Source organism: Sphingomonas sanxanigenens DSM 19645 = NX02 (assembly GCF_000512205.2).
GTDB lineage: Bacteria > Pseudomonadota > Alphaproteobacteria > Sphingomonadales > Sphingomonadaceae > Sphingomonas_D > Sphingomonas_D sanxanigenens.
Genome location: NZ_CP006644.1, coordinates 570,946 through 588,222 on the forward strand (window position 1 = coordinate 570,946; position 17,277 = coordinate 588,222).

The window sequence follows — 17,277 nt, forward strand, 5'->3', positions numbered from 1 at the left end:
TCCATGCCGAGGGCATACTCTCCTTGAGATTTCTGAGGCTTCTTGTGGCGCTTTTGTCGACGCGAGGCAGCGCGTCCGCCATTAGTAACTATACTTATAAGTTTCGTATTCCGCTGGTCAAACCGGATGGAGCACGGCCGCCCCTGATGGGGCGCGACATGCGACGGAACGAGCCTTGGCGGCGATGAAAAATCCACCGGTCAGATTTTAACATTTGCACAATTATATTGTGTAAAATATATCAACGCCTCAACCTGATCAAGGAGAACCTGGATGAGCGCGCTCTACAGTACCAAGGTGACTGCGGTGGGTGGCCGCGCCGGAACCGTCAAAAGCGACGATGGCCTGCTCGATCTTTCTCTCGCTCTGCCAAAGCCTCTCGGCGGCAAGGGGGACGCGACCAACCCCGAGCAACTCTTCGCGGCCGGCTATGCCGCCTGCTTCGAGAATGCTGTCATCCATGTGACGCGTGCGACGTCGGACAAGGTCAAGGACGACGATATCATCGTAGTGGCCGAAGTCGGCATGCAGCCGAACGGGCAGGGCGGCTTTGCACTGACTGTCGCGCTCGATGTGGCTATTACCGGCCTCGATTCAGCGACGGCCGAGGACATCGTTGCCAAAGCCCATGCCGTCTGCCCCTATTCCAACGCGGTCAAGGGCAATATCGATGTCGCTATCTCGGTGTCGGTGAACTGAGGATCAATGTATGAGCTTGCCGGTCAGCGACGACCCACTCGATCTCGATCGGCAGGTCTGCTTTCCTCTTTATGCCGCGTCGAACCTGCTGGCTCGGCTCTATCGGCCTGTTCTGGCCGATCTCGGGCTGACCTACCCACAATATCTGGTCATGCTTGTGCTGTGGAAGCACGCGCCGCAGACGGTCGGCTCGCTCGGCGAGGCGCTATATCTCGACAGCGGAACGCTGACGCCCTTGCTCAAGCGGATGGAGCAAGCGGGCCTGATCCAGCGGGCGCGGGACCCGCAGGACGAAAGACGGGTGCAGATTGATCTGACTCCCGAGGGGCGCGTCTTGCGTGCATCGGCCGAGACGGTGCCGGCGACGCTCGTCGCGGGCCTTTCCATCACAGAGGGCGAAATCGTGGGCCTGCGCGACCAGGTGCGGGCGCTCGTAGGCATCATCCACGGTTCGCTTGTCGAACGGAGTTGAACGATGACCCAAGAAACTGCCATGCTGACAGTCCACCATCTGGGAGTTTCGCAGTCCGACCGCATAGTCTGGCTCTGTGAGGAACTCCAGATCCCTTACTCTCTCATCCGGTACGATCGCGATCCCGTCACACGCCTTGCGCCCGCGGCCTATAAGGCGCTTCATCCCTCCGGCACCGCGCCGGTTGTGACAGAAGGCGGGCTTTGCCTCGCCGAATCGGGCGCGATCATCGACTATATCGTTGCGCGCCATGGTGGAGGGCGGCTGACCCTTCCGGCCAATCACGCTGACTTTGCAACCTATCTCTACTGGTATCATTTCGCCAACGGTTCGTTTCTGCCTAGCATGATGCTGTTGATGGCGAGCGGGGACATGGCGGCGCTGATGAAGCAACGATTTGATCGAGGCATCGCCGCGCTTGAAGCGCATCTTTCCCAGACTGGCCCTTGGTTGGCAGGCGAGGTGTTCACGGTCGCCGACATCATGATGATCTTCCCTCTTACGACCATGCGGGAATTCGTGCCGCTCGATCTCGCGCCCTATCCCGCTATTCGGGCCTATTTGCACCGGATTGCGCAAAGGCCCGCTTTTGTCAGGGCCATTGAGAAAGCGGATCCGGGGCTGCAACTCAAACTCGAGTGACGTCCAGGTGCATCAGAACTCTGCTGCGTTTGCGCGATTTCACGGATGTGCGGCGTGATCAGCCTTTGTCGGCGGACTGCCAAACGATTGACGCCGCGAACCCTCCTTCGAACGCTGGGCCAGATCATTTTGCGAAATACCGGCCTGGCCAGAACCGCCAACGCAAGGTTTACCATTCGATCTCAGGTTCCGCCGTAAGAACGTTTGTTGCCGTTCGGATATCTGAAAGGCCAAGGACCGCTTATTGCGCGGAGCAACCATCGCAGTTGCTTTCGCCTGTCGCGGAAAGATCCGATACCGCGTTCGTCGCGGCAATGACCGGTTGATTACCGTTCCAACCAGTCATCGGGCGTTCCAGAAGATCTGAGAAGTGTCTCCTTGTGAAAGACACGGGACCGAACGAGAGGGCATAACAAGCCTGTTGTTGGGGAAAGCCCGCCGGCGGCCCGATCTTGCTCGCGACGAAGACTTAAGCGAGACCGGCGGCGAGGGAGCAAGCCTGACCAGGCTTTGCAGTTCGCTTTTGCGTTCAATTCGTCTATTTCCCAGCGAGGAGAGGAACAGCTTGGGCGACCAAGTCCATCGTCCGCTCAAGATAGTCTGCCTTGGCCTGGGCAGTATTGGCCAAATCTCGTCGCCAGAGAATGCGTGTCCTTGGAGCTCCGACAAGTGCATCGAAAACGAAGCCTGCAATAAATGGCAGGTCGTCATCCCGAGAGTCGAGGTTAGAAGCGGCTTGCCGGAGGATGGGCAGGATAACCGATACTCCTGCCGTCGCGCCGATTGAGGGCCGCGGCCTGTTCGTTTCCAGTCCCTGCTTTGCAATCCAATCCACAAGGGTTTGTATGCCGATCAGTTCTTCACTGAGCGAAAGATCGAGCAGCTTCCTTGCGACATGGAGAACCTGTTCCCGCGGCGTTCCGTGCGGAATGGCCGACCTGATCGGCTTGAGGTGGCGAGCGGTTCCATGTTCGGTCGCCGCAACGAGAAGTGCCTTTTTCGAACCATAGCGCGTATAGAGCGTACGCTTCGAGACATTCGCCGCCGCCGCGATCCTGTCCATGCTCGCTCCTTCGGCGCCCTCCGTGATGAACTGCCGAAGGGCAACCTCGAGAATATGCTCGCCAAGGCGTGCCGCCAATTCAAGCGACGGCCGTCCACCCCTGGGATCGCGCGGCGGGAGAGGTTGGGGCCGAGATGGTTTCCTTACTGCCATATGCCTTGATAGCGGCTTTCGATCCGTAAGGGAAAGACTGCACCTGATCGTGGCCTGCTCCGGCGCAATAACAAAACCACTAAGTATACTTACGCATTTTCCGAAAGGGCGCTGCGATCGACTGTCGCTGCGTAACCTCAAGAAGGAACCGGAGAATCATGACGCATATTGCTCTCGTAACGGGTGGAACCCGCGGCATCGGCGCTGCCATCGCGCGGTCGTTGAAAGCCGCGGGATGGAGCGTGGGTAGCGTCTATCATGGCAACGAGAAAGCAGCCGACGCATTTCTGCACGAGACCGATATCCCGATATTCCGCTGGGATGTCGCGGACGAAGCGGCATGTCGGGATGGTCTGGCGAAGGTTGAAAGCGAACTCGGGGCGGTGAGTCTCCTCGTCAACAACGCAGGAATTACGCGGGATGGAATGTTCCACCGCATGACCTGGGCGCAGTGGCGCGACGTGCTGGCGACCAATCTCGATTCAATGTTTACCATGACCCGTGCAGTGATCGAAGGCATGCGCGAGCGAGGTTTCGGGCGGATCATCAATATTTCTTCGATCAACGGTCAAAAGGGTCAGGTCGGACAAGTGAACTACTCGGCCGCCAAGGCCGGGGTCATCGGCTTCACCAAGGCATTGGCCCAGGAAAATGCCGGGCGCGGGATCACGGTCAACGCAGTTTGCCCCGGCTATGTGGATACTGAGATGGTTGGCGCCGTTCCGCAGGAGGTCCGTGCGAAGATCATCGCCAGCATTCCAACCGGCCGGCTGGGCTTGCCAGAGGAAATCGCCGAAGCGGTGGCATTTCTCGCGTCACCTGGTGCCGCATTTTGTACGGGGTCGGTGCTGACCGTTAACGGTGGGCAATATATCGCTAACGGCTGATAGCGGCAGAGCCCAAGGCACTGCCACTACGTAAGAATCCCAATATCGCGCCGATTCACGGGCGCGGAAACTACCCTAACCAGTTCCCTTTATGAAAGGATCACTTCATGACTTATCCATTTGATCAGATCGCCGCCCTCGGCAAGGCCAATGGGCAGCTGGTTGTCGCGCTGGTCAATATTGGCCGGGAAAACAGCGAGACATATGCGCGTATTGGGGGCAAGACGACGTCCGCGCTTGTCGATCAGTTCAAGGATTGGAAGCTCGGCACTGTTCCCGACTTCAAGAGCGAGCCGCTCTCCATCTGTTACAGCGAGTTCCAGTCGTGCGGGGAGGACGCGGTTTCCCGAATCAAGTCCGCGTTCGATGAATGGCAGGAATGTAGCAGGGATGCGCTCACGCAGGCAGCAGAGGGACAGCAAGGTTTCGTGCAAACATGGGCGTCATGGATTCGCCCGGCTTGGCAAGCCTCTCCAGTTGAGCCGGCCGCGACCAAGAAAGCGCAGAAGAGCACGGCGAGTGAAACCTTGACGGCATCCTGAAGGTCGCGACTTCAGGTCGTCGGTCCCCTCTCGCAGGCGGGGCCGACGATCGCCATTTTTCAGCAACCGGATTCGATCAATCCTATGCCTTAGTTGCGATGAATATTGCTAGGCAGAAGCAGGGATGAGGTACTCTCGATCCAGACCATCGGTACGCTTTTTCTGAGCTGCCATTCGTTCGCGTCCATCCAGTGCCTACCCGCCGCGGTGGGTGACCTTACGTTCCGACCTGCGAAACTCAGATACGCGGAAAGACAGGCAGGCGTTCGAACATGAGTGACGCCAGGCTCCAGATGCTGGTGGCGACCAGCAGCACCCCGACAAGTTGCAGCAGTAGCTTGGGCGGCATGCGCCGTGTCAACCAGGCGCCGAAAGGCGCTGCCACGAGGCCGCCGATCAGGATGCCGGTCGCGGCGTTGGTGAACTGCAGGCCGTGAATGCCGACGAAGGCAGTGAGGACCGTGACGGTCACGAAGAATTCCGCAGCATTGGCCGTACCGACGGCTATGCGCGGGGTCATGCCCTGGGCCAGGAGATTACCGGTCACCAGCGGCCCCCAGCCGCCACCGCCTGAGCTGTCGAGGAAACCTCCGAGAAAGCCTAGCGGAGCAACCAGCCTGATCCTGCGGAAGGCAAACGGCCTGCGCGGCGCGCGCCATAACAGGTAGGCGCCGACCGCGATCAGATAGACGAGCAGCACGGGCCGCAAAATATCGCTCTTGAGGAAATAGAGCACCCAGATCCCTGCGACACCGCCGATTACGCCCGGGACTGCGAGCCGGGCAAAGAGCGGCCAGTCGACATTGCGCTGCAAGATATGCGCCATGCCCGCCGCGCCGCTGGTGAAGCTCTCGGCCGTGCGCGTCGCGGAAGAAGCCGCGATCGGTGGAGTGCCGAACAGGACAAGCAGGGAATTGGACAGCACGCCGAAACCCAACCCCAGCGCACTGTCGATAGTCTGGGCGAACAGGCCAATGAGAATAAAGGGCGCAAGCTCGGCCCAGGGGATCGCCGCTATGTCCATCAGCCGCGGTCGCTTTTCGCGAGCGCGGACACCGATCGACCGACCCGGCCGGTCGGCGCGGTCAGCGCATAGAGAAGCGGGAAGCATAGCGCCATCAGCGACAGGAACCCGCTGGCCATCGCGCCGGCGTCCGCGATCCAGGGGAGAATCGCTGCCCATATGGCGAGCGCCAGAACAACGATCAGCGTGCGCTCCTGTTCGCTGTCGTCGAGCGCGGAGAGATCGGTTCGCGACCGGCCTTCGAACAGCGCCCGCAAGCCGAGGCCCGTCCTGCTTCTGGCGTCCACCAACAGGGCGGGCGCCAGAGCCTGTCCCAGACAGTTCATGCTCGCCCCGAACAGCCGCACACCCATGGCGCTCGCAAACTCGCGGAAGTGCGTGTTGCGGTCGGTGATGGCGCGCAGGCCCGTGCGCCCGCCGAAGATCATGTCCGCCAGCACGCTACTCTCGGCGGCCGCTGGCGCGGGCGCCGGTGCATCCTGCGTGGCGACGATCCACTCCAGGATCGTCGCAGGCACGTCAAGCCCGCTTGCGCGCTCCAGCCCCTGGAAGCCGGGCGCGGAATTGGCCTCGCAGATCCGATAGCCTTCCTCATCGAACAATATGTCGATGCCGGTAATGTCGAGGTCGAGGATATCGGCTGCCTTGATGGCCAGCTCGGCCATCTCCGGGGGCGGGTTATAGGCGACGCCGACCCCGCCCAGCGACACGTTGGATTTGAAGCTACCGGTGAGAGAACGGCGCTCCATCGCCGCCACGACGCGCCCGCCCACGACGAGGACGCGAACATCGCGGCCGTGGCTTGCGCGGACATAGTGCTGCAGGATGAAATCGGCCTTCGCTTCCGCGCTTTCGAGAAGGCCCGCGAGATCCTCGAACTGGCTCCGGTTCTCGCATTTGAGGACGCCAGCGCCGCGCGTGCCCTTGAGTGTCTTGACGATCACGGGGAAGCCAAGCTCGCGCTCGACCAGATCGACATCCATCGGGAAGGTCCCGAGGATCGTGCGCGGGATCGGCAGGCCCGCCCGGTTCAGGCTTTGCAGCGTATGGAGCTTGTCGGCCACCCGCTCGATCGTCGCGGGCCCATTGATCAGCCGCACGCCGCGCCGTTCGAAGTGCCGCAGCAGCGCGAGCGTGTAATAGTCGGTCTCAGCGCCCGTCCGGCAGATGATGAAGTCGGGACGCCCCATCGGGTTGTCATTGTAGGTGACAGACCAATCCTCGTCGCCGCCGACGATCAGATCGAAGCGATGGGGATCATAGACCATGAGATCGATGCCCATCGCACTTGCCGCTTCCTGAAAGCGCAGGACTTCGGGCACCTCCGGGATCGCCGGATCCAGTTCATGATGAAAGAGAATCCAGCCTCGCAAATCTCTCACTCCCAGCCTCTTCTGATCCTTGACAAGATCGTGGGGGAAACCGGTACGACGCTATGCCATCAGATCGCCATGGACAGTATGAGATTGGACCATGGCGTTGCCATTACGTGAACGGCTTGATCACCCGTCGCTCGAAAGCCTTTCCCGACGCTCATGGCGCTCCTGGGCGTTGATCGTCATCGTGGCGATTGGGCGGGCTTCGAGCCGGCGAAGCGAGATTGGTTCACCTGTTACCTCGCAATAGCCATATTCGCCATCGTCGATCCTGCGCAAGGCGGCAGCGATCTTGGCAAGGAGCTTGCGCTGGCGATCACGCGCTCGCAGTTCTATCGACCAGTCTGCTTCACTTGAGGCGCGATCATTGAGGTCCGGCTCTCGCAAGGGCTCCATCTGCAAAACGTTGAGCGTGGCCTCAGAGTCATCGAGAATCTGCTTCTTCCAAGCGAGCAGGCGTTGCCGGAAATATTCGAGCTGCAGCGGATTCATGAACTCTTCTTCCGAAGACGGATTGTAGTCGATCGGGACTTGCACCTGAGGGTCAGTCCTGAGTGCAATTCCCTTTAGATTGGCGTGGTCGGGATTCACATTGATGGTGCTCACGATTCCAACTCGCATGTGATTTTTGCTGCGTGAGACATGACATGCATTGTCCCGCTGCAATCTTACCAAAAAACGGCGCTCTGCTCGTAATAGTCACTTTGTGGTCCCAGTGCCACGATAACAGGACAAGTGTATGCATTTTCTAAAGCAAATGAGGATCGGACCACGACATTCATTCGACGTCCGGAGTCCGGTGCCGCGGTCGGACCGGTTCAGGCCGTATGGAAAGACCAGCGGGAAACCGGGCCATCAGTCAGCGCATCATGGCATTTGAGCATCGATTTTTTAACAATGTCGAAATCCATCCAGAACGATCAGGTCGGCATCTTGCCGTATCCTCGCTTCCATTCGTCGCACGAAGCGGGATGTCGCCACGGACGCGGCCCATCTTTCATGACGTAGACCGAAGAGCAAAACGCTTCATCCCTTCAGAGATCACCAGGTAGGCGAGTACCAGAAGGGCGATCGCGCCCAGCAGCATGCCGCTCGGCGGCGCGAAATCCAGAAGCGGCGCGAAGGGAAGGAATGGCAGGGCAAGCGCTGCCAGCAAGCCGCCCAGAGCGGTCACGACCAGGGCAATATGGGCACGACCCGTCCAGGCGGGTCTGGCGGTACGAATGATGAAGACCACCAGGATCTGGGTCGCCATTGATTCGATGAACCAGGCCGACCGGAAGGTCGCGACGTCGACGTGAAAGATCTCGAGCAGGAGGGCGAAAGTCGCAATGTCGAACAGGGAGGAGAGCGGACCCATGATGGCGGTGAAGCGCACGAGGCCGGTCATGTCCCAGCCACGCGGCCGTTCAAGATCGCTCGCATCCGCGCTGTCGAAGGGAATGCCGATCTGGGACAGATCGTAGATGAGATTGTTGAGCAGCACCTGAACCGCGGTCAGCGGCAGGAAAGGCAGCACCAGCGAAGCGAGCGCCATGGTCAGCATGTTGCCGAAGTTCGAGCTCGTCCCCATGCGGATATATTTCATGATGTTGGCATAGGTGCGCCGTCCTTCAGCGACCCCGTCGGCCAGAACGCCGAGATCGGGCGCGAGCAGGATCATATCAGCCGCTTCCCGCGCGACATCGGTGGCGCCGTCCACCGATAGGCCAACGTCCGCTGCATGGATGGCGGGCGCGTCGTTGATCCCGTCGCCCATGAAGCCCACCGTATGGCCCCGCGCGCGCAGCGCCCGCACGACGCGCACCTTCTGGTCCGGCGTTACCCGCGCGAACAGATCGACGCTGTCGACACGGGCGGCAAGCGCTGCATCATCCAGCCTGGCGATCTCCTCTCCCGTGAGAAGGCCTTCGACGGGCAGCGCGAGGTTTGCAACGAGGTGCTCGACGACGGCTCCAGCGTCGCCCGAAATGACCTTGATACGGATGCCGGCGGCCTCGAGCCTGGCAACCGCATCGGCTGCGCTCGCCTTTGGCGGGTCGACGAACACGCAATAGCCCGCGAAGATAAGGCCATCCTCATCAGTGTCGCCGATGCGATCCTGGTCCGGCGCGGGCTTCCAGGCGACACCAAGCAGGCGCAAGCCCTGCGCGGCGCGTTCGTCGTGCAGGGCGATCAAGCGGCTTCGCAGTGCTTCGTCCATCGTGACAAGAGCGCCGGACCGATCCCGCGCCTGCCTACAGAGAGCGAGCATCGTCTCGGGCGCGCCCTTGACGATCTCAATCCGCTCGCCTTGGTGCTCGGCCAGCACCGACACGCGTCGCCGCTCGAAGTCGAACGGCCGTTCGTCCAGCTTCGTCCAGTCGCCCTGCGGCCGACCGGTCATATGCGTGATGAGCGCCTCGTCGAGAGGACTTTTGAGGCCCGTTTCGAACCGGGCGTTGATCGCCGCCAGTTCGGCGACGCGATCGTCATCCTCGCCGTCGATGCCCGGGTGGCCGACCAGCGTTATCCGCGCCTCGGTGAGTGTGCCCGTCTTGTCGGTGCACAGCACGTCCATCTCGCCAAGGTCATGGATGGCGGAGAGGCGCTTCACCACGACCCTCGCGCTCGCCATGCGCCGTGCGCCGCGCGCCAGCGACACCGTCATGATCATCGGCAGCAACTCGGGCGTCAGACCGACCGCGAGCGCCATGGCGAACAGGAAGGATTGCAGGGGAGGGCGGCCGAGCGCCAGATGCGCTAGCAGCACGAACAGTACCAGGAAGATCGTGAGCCGGGCGATCAGCATGCCAAGCTTGTGAATGCCACGCTCGAACGCGGTGGGTGCGGGCGCGACCGCCAGGGATTGCGCGATCGCGCCGAACCGCGTCCTGGCGCTTGTCTCCACGACCAGCATAGTCGCGGTGCCGGCGATCACCGACGTCCCATGGAAAAGCGCGCCGGTGGCTTCGGCGGGAGTCGAGGCTTCGGGATTCGCTCCGACGCGCTTCTCGACCGGATAGGGCTCGCCGGTCAGCAGTGCTTCATTGACCTGCGCGCCATTGGCGGCGAGCGCGATCCCGTCGGCGGGAACGAGATCGCCCGCGCAGAGCTGAACGACGTCGCCCGCCACGATGGCGTTGATCGGGATCTCGGTCGGGTGGCCATCGCGCAGCACGCTGGCATGGAGCGCGATCGAGCGTTTGAGCGCCGCAGCCGTGGCTTGCGCGCGGTGTTCCTGCACCATGTCGAGCAGCGTGGAGAGGATCACCACGGCCAGAATGATGAGGAAGCTCGCAAGATCGCCGGTGGCCCCAGCGATGGCAGCAGCGACGAGCAGAATGGCGATCAGCGGATTGGCGAGGCGGTGGAGAAGATCGACGACGATGTGCCGCGGCGCGGTTTCTCCGATCTCATTGGGGCCGTTGCGGGTCAGGCGTGCGTCCGCGTCCGTCTGAGCCAGGCCTTCACGTGCAGACAAGAGGCGCGCGAGCAGCGCATCCGGGTCGGATTTCCAGAAAGCGTCCCCGACATCCGCCGAGGGAGCCGGGGCGGCCAGGGCCCGGGACACGTCAATGGCCGAGAATGAGCGGCAGCTTGCTATGCGCGAGCATGCGTTTGGTCACGCCGCCGAAGGTCTCCATCAGCCGTCCTCGTCCATAAGCGCCCATAAGGATATAGTCCGCATGCCAGTTGGCAGCTTCGTCGGCGATCAGCTGGTCGGCTGCGGTCAAACCATCGTCGACGATCCGGATCGAGGCATGGATATTGTGGCGCGAGAGATATTGCGCGGCTTCGGTCGGCTCGGTCTGCTCCGCGCCGTCGCGGGCCATGAAGATCTGCACCTCTTCGGCCTGCGCCAGCAGCGGAACGCACGCCTGCATTGTCGCAGCCGCAGACCCCTGTCCGTCCCAGGCGATGAGTGCGCGGCCGAGGTTGAAGCCCCTGACATCGTCGGGCACGGCGACGACGGGCTTGCGCGCCTTCATGACGATGCGGCTCGCGAGCTCAGCGAAGTCGGGGTACGGAAACTGATCGAGCTTCCGATTGAGGATGATGAGATCGGCAAGCGCTGCCGCGTCGATCACGGCCTCGGCGGCGAACCCGGTCACATCGCTCCAGCTCCACACGACATCCTCGGAGGCCAGGCGGGCCTGGAGGCTGGCCTTGTTGTGGGCTTCGCGGTCGCGCTCGTCACCAAGCAACATCGCCGAGCCGGTGCCATCATAGTCACCCGCGATATTGGGCACCATCGTGACATCGATGCATGACAGGTGGCCATCCAGCGACCGGGTCAGGTCAAGCGCCGCCTGCAGCCGGGCCTCCTGACCCTCGTCGTCATGCACCAACAAAAGGATATTCTTCATGCGCGCCTCCGTCTCGATAGGCGGAGGCTATGGCGCGTCCCTGGCCGTCTATATGCGGGATATTACGGAGGTCGATCATATCTCCGCACAGGTGATTTCACTTCACGAACAGACGTTTGGACTATTCTTTGGGGTTATAGTGTACGATGAGCAGATCGCCTTCGAGTGTCTCGATGAGATTCTTCGCCGTGCTTCCGATCAAAGCGTCGAACAGCGCGCCGCGTCCATGGCTTCCAATGACGGTCAGATCGACATGCTGGTCCTCGACATAGTCGCTGAGCAAGCGCTCGGGGCTGCCGTGCTCGATGACGACATCCGTCCTGTCCCTAAGGCGACTGTCGACCCGATCGTCGGCCAGGAATTTCGTGCCAAGTTCTTTCTCCATGGCGCCGAGATCGCGCTTGAAATCCTGTTCGTCGAGATAGCCCGAGAAGGGGACGTCATAGCCATGGAACAGGGTCAGCGCGGCCGCCGGGAAGAACTGCGCCGTCAGCAACAGCGCCTGGAGCGATGCCTCGGAGAAGTCGGTGCCGACGACGATGTCGCGATAGTGCCGGACAGCGCGATCATGGACGACGAGCACCGGCGCCGGCGACCCGCGCACCAGCCGGTTGACGGTGTTACCGAGGAACATGCGGCCCAGCGTCTCGTCACGGGCAATGCCGGTGACGATGAGGTCGCAGCCCTCGCGCGCCGCCATGGAAAGGAGCACCTCGGCCGGCTCGCCTTCCTCGACCAGGATGCGAATGGTGTCGGCCGCCGTGCCCAGATCACGCTTGAGGCGCCATTTCATCCGGTCGACGGGGCTCGGAAGCCGCCGCCAAGAGGCGGGCGTCCGGTCGAACCGGAACTGACGGGTCTCCGCTGGATCGATGACATAGGCTGCGATCAGCTCGGCCTCCCACTCCTGCGCCAGTTGCACGGCCCTGTCGAGCGCCCGGTCGCAGCGGCAGCTCATATCCGTGGCCAGCAGGATTTTTCGCGGACGGGCTGGCGTGGTCATACAGCTTCCTTTCGAGAGTGAGGGAACTGGCAGTCAGTTGAGTTCCTCGAACCAGCCGAGGTGGCGCATCAGCAGCTTTTCGCCTTCGAGGCAGAGAAACAGTCCGATGCTCAGGGCGATGATGAGCGCACCATCCATCAGGGTCAGCGAGCGGCTTTCGAAGACCGCCTGCATGAACGGGGCATAAGTGTAGAGAAGCTGCGCCAGCACCACGACGGCGATCGCGCCGAGGACGGCGGGCGTGCCAAGCGCGCCGCGCCAGGTCAGCGATCGCATGTGCAGATAGCGGACGTTGAAGAGGTAGAAGATCTCGGCGACCACGAGCATGTTGACGACCATGGTGCGCGCGGTCTCGAGGTCGCGTCCCTGTCCCAGCGTGTAGAAGAAGACGCCCAGCGCGAGGACGGCCAGAAGGACCGACACCAGCAGCACCCGCCACAGCATGAACGGAGAAAGTAGAGGCGCAGATGCCGGCCGCGGGCGCCGCTCCATCGTGCCGGGTTCGCCAGGCTCGAACGCCAGAACCAGACCGAGCGTCACCGCCAGCACCAGATTGATCCAGAGGATCTGCGTGGCGGTCATCGGCAGGGTGAAGCCGATCAGGATCGCCAGCACCACGGCTACGGTCTCGCCGCCATTGGTGGGCAAGGTCCAGGCGATCACCTTTCGGATATTGTCGTAGACGGTGCGGCCCTCGCGGACCGCGGCGACGATCGACGCGAAATTATCGTCGAGCAGCACCATCTCGGCCGCTTCCTTGGCCGCCTCGGTGCCTTTGTGCCCCATCGCAGTCCCGACATCGGCTTGCTTCAGCGATGGGGCGTCATTGACGCCATCCCCGGTCATCGCGACGATCAGGCCGTGCGACTGCAGCGCGCGAACGATCCGCAGCTTATGTTCGGGGCTGGTGCGCGCGAAGACGTCGATGTCGAGCACGCGCGCGGCAAGCGCGTCGTCCGAGAGGGTTTCCAGTTCCTTGCCGGTGAGGCCTTGCGGATCCTCGCTGATCTGAAGCTGACGCGCGATGGCAAGCGCGGTGCCGAGATGGTCGCCCGTGATCATCTTGACCGCGATGCCGGCCGAGCGGCATTCGGCGATCGCCGCCCTGGCCTCTTCGCGCGGTGGGTCGATAAAGCCCATCAGGCCTAGGAACTCGACGCCGCCTTCAAGGTCATCGAAGGCGATGCGCGACTTGCCGGCTGGTATCCGTTTCATCGCGAAGCCGAGCAGCCGTTCGCCATGATCGGCCGCCTGTGCGATCCGCTGTTCCCAGTTTCGCGGATCGATCCCGGCGATCGCCATCACTTCCTCGGGCGCGCCCTTGAGGAAGATTACATGTTCGTCGGCCGGTCCCGCATGGAGCGTCGCCATGAAGCGATAGGCGGCATCGAACGGGATTTCGTCCAGCCGCTTCCATTCATCGCGCAGGTGACCGGCATTGAGTCCCGCCTTCATCGCCAGCGCGAAGAGCGCCCCTTCCATAGGATCGCCATCCACCTTCCACAGGCCGGCGTCACGCTTCAGCGTCGCGTCGTTGCAGAGCAGCCCGCAGCGCAGGATCGCGCTCGCCGCCGCAATCGCATCCGCATCGTCCTCGGCGACATCATCCTCGGCGCCTTCGCTGGTGAGCCCGCCCTCGGGCGCATAGCCCGATCCGCCGACGAGGATTGTGGCGCGCTCGATAAGCAGGCGCCGGACCATCATCTCGTTGCGCGTTAGCGTGCCTGTCTTGTCCGAACAGATCACCGAGGTTGCGCCCAGCGTCTCTACAGCCGGCAGGCGCCGGATGACGGCGTTGCGCGATGCCATCCGCTGCACGCCGATGGCAAGCGTGATGGTGATGACCGCTGGCAGGCCTTCGGGGATGATACCGACGGCAAGGGCCACGACGGCGATTAGGGCATCGATCCAGTGAAACTCGCGCGCAATCACGGCGAACGCGAACAGCAGCACCGAGCCGGCCATCACCAGCCAGGTGAAGCGGCGTGCGAAGCGATTGATCTGCCGGAGCAGAGGGGTGGTCACGGTCTCGACGGCCTGCAGCAAGCCGCTGATCCGGCCGATCTGCGTTTGCGTGCCGGTGGCCGCGACGACGCCGCTCGCCTGGCCGGAGGCGACCAGAGTGCCGGAGAACGCCATGCTGCGCTGGTCCGCGATGCCGGCCGCGTCCTCGACGGGCTCTTCCTGTTTCTCGACCGGCACGGATTCGCCCGTGAGTGGCGCTTCGTCGATCAATAAGCCGCGCGCGCGGAGCAGGCGCAGGTCGGCTGGAACACGATCGCCGGCTTCGAGCATGACGATGTCGCCGGGCACGAGGTCCGGGACCGAGACTGTCCGGCGCGCGCCGTCGCGCAGGACGGTCGCGTGCGGGGCGATCATGTCGCGGATCGCGCCCAGCGCTCGCTCTGCCTTGCCCTCCTGGGCGAAGCCGACGATTGCGTTGACCAGGACGACGACGCCTGTGACCAGCGCGTCGACGAGGTGGCCCAGCAACGCTGCCGCGAAAGCCGCTGCGAGCAGGAAATAGATGAGCGCGCTGTTGAACTGGGCGAGAAAGCGTAGGAGAGGGTGCGTCGCCGCGGTGCTCGGCAGTGCATTCGGCCCGTGACGGGCCAGCCGTTCTTCGGCTTCATGCTGGCTGAGGCCCGCGATATCGGCTTCCAGCCGGTCGAGCACCGAGTCAGCCGCCAACGCGTGCCAGGCTTCGATCTTTTCCAGCTTCACGCGTCTACCCCGCTCATCCGTGCAACTTCCCGGAAAGATCAGGGTCGGCGTGGCTCGGGAATATACGGGATCATACTAGGGCCGACCCGGGGGCGCTTACGGGAATATGCGTAATGCGAACCAGCAGGCCGTGTCGCAGGCTTGCCTGGGAAAGGGCGAGGACCGTGCTGGACAATGACCACAGCTATTATCTGAAACGCGTGCTGTTTCATCGACGTCGGCTTGAACAGGCCGGTTGCCCTGAAGCACGCCTTTGCCATGCCCAATTGGTGAAAGCCTATCAGCGCCGTCTGGCGGAAATCCGTGGCAATCGAGCGCTGGCTCCGATCAAGGCACCGATGGCGCTGTCTGCCCGCCCGACTTTGTCCCTCTTCAGTTCCGGCGGTGCGAAGTCCCCCATGAAAGAAACATGCTGAGAATGTCATGCGAACGGCACTTGTAACCGGCGGTACGACCGGCATCGGCGCGGCCATCTGCACCGCGCTTCAGGCTGCAGGCGCTCGTGTCGCTGCGACATATAGCGGCAACGAAGCGCGCGCGGCCGACTTTCCGCTGGGACGTGTCCGACCATGCGGCCTGCGCGGCAGGCGTCGCGCAGGTTGAAGCTGCGATCGGTACCATTGATATCCTGGTCAACAATGCGGGCATCACCCGCGGTTCCAGCTTGCTCAAGATGAGCGAAGAGGCCTGGAAACGGGGTGCTCGGTGTTGATCTCGACAGCTGCTTCAACATGGCGCAGGCCGTTGTAGGCGGCATGAAGGCGCGGCGATGGGGACGCATCGTCAATATCGCTTCGATCAACGGCCAGACGGGTCAGTTCGGGCAGACCAACTATGCTGCCGCCAAAGCCGGCATGCTTGGCTTCACCAGGCCCTGGCGCTCGAGGTGGCGCGCGATGGCGTGACGGTGAACGCGGTCGCGCCGGGCTATACCGACACCGAAATGGTCGCGGCCGTACCGCCCGAGATCATGGAGACGATCGTGGCGCGCATCCCGGTCGGGCGCCTCGCGCAGCCTACGGATATTGGACGCTGCGTTGCCTTCCTCGTTGCCGAAGAGGCGGGGTTCATCACGGGATCGACGCTGTCGGTCAATGGTGGCCAGGCCATTATCTGATGGTGAAGGCGCGACCGCGTCGGTGCAGGGGCTTGTACCTGCCCGCCTTGACGTTCACGGTGAAGCCGGCTGGTGTCCCGCCAAGCTCATTGCGATGCGTTCGCAAGGCATGTCACCAGGTTGAGCAGATCATCGTCATCGAGGGCGTATTGCCGGGGTTCAGCGACGACGGCGGCAATTCCGTAAATCATCATCTTCGCGCGGGCCTCTTCTGCCCGTGTATTGTCGTAGGCGAGAAGCACGGCGAGTTGGTCGACAAGGAGATCGACTTTCCCGGACAGGACGGAGCCGAGTGCCGGGCGATCAAAGAAGACAGTGCTGATGATGTCACGATGCTTGACCGTGAAGGCAGCATAGAAGTCCAGGGCGGAGCGAAAGTGTTCTTCGCGGGGCAGATCGCTAATCCGTGCAATCGCAGTTTCGGCATCCACCACCACCGGTTCCATCAACGCCTCGATGATGTCGTCGCGGGATTTGAAATGATGGTAGATGGCCGCCTTCGACACACCGAGCCTGTCCGCGATCATCTGCAGCGACGTACCCGCGAAGCGATGGGTTCGGAAAAGGTCGGTCGCCGCTTGAAGCAAGCGCTCGCGCCCGCCTCGCGTCCGTTTGAGCGATTGAAGGGCTGGATCGGTTTGACTCATCGTCACCCCATGCACGAAAACTTGACGATCGGTAAGTTCCTAAATACTTGCCGATCGTCAAGTTAGGCCGATAGCGCGGAGTCGCTTCGATGTATGATCAACTCATGGCCGCGTTCCGGCTCGACAACACGCCGCTGCTTGCGATCACGGCGGTGACCTTCCTGTTCGGCTATCTCGAATATATCTACAGCTTCGCGCTCATCTTCCGGGAGAAGAAGGCGCCCTATCCGATCTGGATGCATACCTTCTATCTGGCGCATGACAGCAGCTGGGCGATCATCATGTTCATGGCTGCGGCCAGCCATGAATGGCACTGGTTCTTCACCGCCACGGCGATCGCGCTGCTGGTCTGGAACATATTCGAGATCATCAACATATACATGGTCATCACGGTTGAGCGGCAGGAGGTTTTCGGGGAGGTCTTTTCCCGCCCGGTTACGCTCGGGAACGCACTGCTGAGCGTGGGCCTGCAATGTGGAGCGGCGTGCAAAAGGGACCCCGTTATGGGGGTGATCGGCGTCTAAAAGGGACCCCCATCTCGATGGTTTAGGTGCGTCCGCTTGGTTGTAGCCAGGCGGC

16 protein-coding genes and 1 pseudogene are annotated in these 17,277 nt (G+C 62.1%); 8 read left to right on the top strand and 9 right to left on the bottom strand.

All coding sequences use genetic code 11. The annotated features are described in order from the left end of the window. The first annotated feature begins 273 nt into the window (after positions 1–273). Genes NX02_RS02580 through NX02_RS02590 form a run of 3 tightly spaced genes read left to right on the top strand, consistent with a single transcriptional unit; the run spans position 274 to position 1,813 of the window. Positions 274–699 carry an organic hydroperoxide resistance protein gene (locus NX02_RS02580; RefSeq protein WP_025290633.1) on the top strand — a complete coding sequence of 142 codons (426 nt, stop codon included), beginning with the start codon at positions 274–276 and terminating at the stop codon, positions 697–699. 10 nt (positions 700–709) lie between these two features. Further along, entirely contained in the window at positions 710–1,171 is a 462-nt protein-coding gene (locus NX02_RS02585) for a MarR family winged helix-turn-helix transcriptional regulator (RefSeq protein WP_025290634.1), read from the top strand. 3 nt (positions 1,172–1,174) lie between these two features. After that, entirely contained in the window at positions 1,175–1,813 is a 639-nt protein-coding gene (locus NX02_RS02590; protein WP_230188910.1) for a glutathione S-transferase family protein, read from the top strand. A gap of 538 nt (positions 1,814–2,351) precedes the next feature. Here NX02_RS02590 and NX02_RS30505 read toward each other — a convergent pair. Then, positions 2,352–2,954, bottom strand: a complete 603-nt coding sequence (locus NX02_RS30505; protein ID WP_025290636.1) for a TetR/AcrR family transcriptional regulator — start codon at positions 2,952–2,954, stop codon at positions 2,352–2,354. Positions 2,955–3,187: 233 nt separating this feature from the next. On the opposite strand from NX02_RS30505, the gene phbB (NX02_RS02600) reads away from it, so the two are divergent. Both phbB (NX02_RS02600) and NX02_RS02605 read left to right on the top strand, forming a co-directional pair. Further along, positions 3,188–3,916, top strand: coding sequence for an acetoacetyl-CoA reductase (phbB, locus tag NX02_RS02600; protein WP_025290637.1), 729 nt, complete (start codon positions 3,188–3,190; stop codon positions 3,914–3,916). Between the two features lie 107 nt (positions 3,917–4,023). Continuing rightward, a complete protein-coding gene (locus NX02_RS02605; protein ID WP_025290638.1) occupies positions 4,024–4,458 on the top strand; it encodes a hypothetical protein in 435 nt (144 codons plus the stop codon). A gap of 238 nt (positions 4,459–4,696) precedes the next feature. Here NX02_RS02605 and NX02_RS02610 read toward each other — a convergent pair whose 3' ends face one another. The 7 genes from NX02_RS02610 to NX02_RS02640 form a co-directional block, all read right to left on the bottom strand. Further along, the gene (locus NX02_RS02610) at positions 4,697–5,482 is read right to left on the bottom strand and encodes a sulfite exporter TauE/SafE family protein (protein WP_053000577.1); all 786 of its coding nucleotides are present in this window, start codon (positions 5,480–5,482) and stop codon (positions 4,697–4,699) included. Then, on the bottom strand, positions 5,482–6,864 hold the full coding sequence (locus NX02_RS02615; protein ID WP_245648747.1) for an ATP-grasp domain-containing protein: 1,383 nt from the start codon (positions 6,862–6,864) through the stop codon (positions 5,482–5,484). The genes NX02_RS02610 and NX02_RS02615 overlap by 1 nt, the downstream gene beginning before the upstream one ends. A gap of 120 nt (positions 6,865–6,984) precedes the next feature. Then, complete coding sequence (gene dksA, locus NX02_RS02620; RefSeq protein WP_039997015.1) at positions 6,985–7,419, bottom strand: RNA polymerase-binding protein DksA; 435 nt, start codon at positions 7,417–7,419, stop codon at positions 6,985–6,987. A 436-nt stretch (positions 7,420–7,855) separates the two neighbouring features. Next, complete coding sequence (gene mgtA / locus NX02_RS02625; RefSeq protein WP_025290642.1) at positions 7,856–10,411, bottom strand: magnesium-translocating P-type ATPase; 2,556 nt, start codon at positions 10,409–10,411, stop codon at positions 7,856–7,858. Position 10,412: 1 nt separating this feature from the next. Then, positions 10,413–11,207, bottom strand: a complete 795-nt coding sequence (locus NX02_RS02630) for a universal stress protein (protein WP_025290643.1) — start codon at positions 11,205–11,207, stop codon at positions 10,413–10,415. A 121-nt stretch (positions 11,208–11,328) separates the two neighbouring features. Next, positions 11,329–12,210: a universal stress protein gene (locus NX02_RS02635; protein ID WP_025290644.1), complete on the bottom strand. Its 882-nt coding sequence runs from the start codon at positions 12,208–12,210 to the stop codon at positions 11,329–11,331. Positions 12,211–12,243: 33 nt separating this feature from the next. After that, complete coding sequence (locus tag NX02_RS02640; protein ID WP_025290645.1) at positions 12,244–14,934, bottom strand: HAD-IC family P-type ATPase; 2,691 nt, start codon at positions 14,932–14,934, stop codon at positions 12,244–12,246. 164 nt (positions 14,935–15,098) lie between these two features. On the opposite strand from NX02_RS02640, the gene NX02_RS32055 reads away from it, so the two are divergent. Together NX02_RS32055 and phbB (NX02_RS02645) are read left to right on the top strand one after the other, a co-directional pair. After that, positions 15,099–15,350, top strand: a complete 252-nt coding sequence (locus tag NX02_RS32055) for a hypothetical protein (RefSeq protein ID WP_158013867.1) — start codon at positions 15,099–15,101, stop codon at positions 15,348–15,350. 7 nt (positions 15,351–15,357) lie between these two features. Then, positions 15,358–16,051: pseudogene (phbB, locus tag NX02_RS02645) on the top strand (acetoacetyl-CoA reductase). 86 nt (positions 16,052–16,137) lie between these two features. On the opposite strand, the gene NX02_RS02650 reads toward phbB (NX02_RS02645), so the two are convergent. Beyond that, positions 16,138–16,698 (bottom strand): TetR/AcrR family transcriptional regulator, encoded by a 561-nt coding sequence (locus tag NX02_RS02650; protein WP_025290648.1) that lies wholly within the window; start codon positions 16,696–16,698, stop codon positions 16,138–16,140. An 89-nt stretch (positions 16,699–16,787) separates the two neighbouring features. Here NX02_RS02650 and NX02_RS02655 point away from each other — a divergent pair, with 89 nt between their 5' ends. Continuing rightward, entirely contained in the window at positions 16,788–17,222 is a 435-nt protein-coding gene (locus NX02_RS02655) for a hypothetical protein (RefSeq protein WP_025290649.1), read from the top strand. Positions 17,223–17,277: the final 55 nt, after the last annotated feature.

Coding starts and splice junctions, on each gene's coding strand:
- phbB (WP_025290637.1), top strand. CDS start 3,188: ATGACGCATATTGCTCTCGTAACGGGTGGAACCCGCGGCATCGGCGCT.
- NX02_RS02635 (WP_025290644.1), bottom strand. CDS start 12,210: ATGACCACGCCAGCCCGTCCGCGAAAAATCCTGCTGGCCACGGATATG.
- NX02_RS02610 (WP_053000577.1), bottom strand. CDS start 5,482: ATGGACATAGCGGCGATCCCCTGGGCCGAGCTTGCGCCCTTTATTCTC.
- NX02_RS02585 (WP_025290634.1), top strand. CDS start 710: ATGAGCTTGCCGGTCAGCGACGACCCACTCGATCTCGATCGGCAGGTC.
- NX02_RS02590 (WP_230188910.1), top strand. CDS start 1,175: ATGACCCAAGAAACTGCCATGCTGACAGTCCACCATCTGGGAGTTTCG.
- NX02_RS02580 (WP_025290633.1), top strand. CDS start 274: ATGAGCGCGCTCTACAGTACCAAGGTGACTGCGGTGGGTGGCCGCGCC.
- NX02_RS02630 (WP_025290643.1), bottom strand. CDS start 11,207: ATGAAGAATATCCTTTTGTTGGTGCATGACGACGAGGGTCAGGAGGCC.
- NX02_RS02605 (WP_025290638.1), top strand. CDS start 4,024: ATGACTTATCCATTTGATCAGATCGCCGCCCTCGGCAAGGCCAATGGG.
- NX02_RS02655 (WP_025290649.1), top strand. CDS start 16,788: ATGTATGATCAACTCATGGCCGCGTTCCGGCTCGACAACACGCCGCTG.
- NX02_RS02650 (WP_025290648.1), bottom strand. CDS start 16,698: ATGAGTCAAACCGATCCAGCCCTTCAATCGCTCAAACGGACGCGAGGC.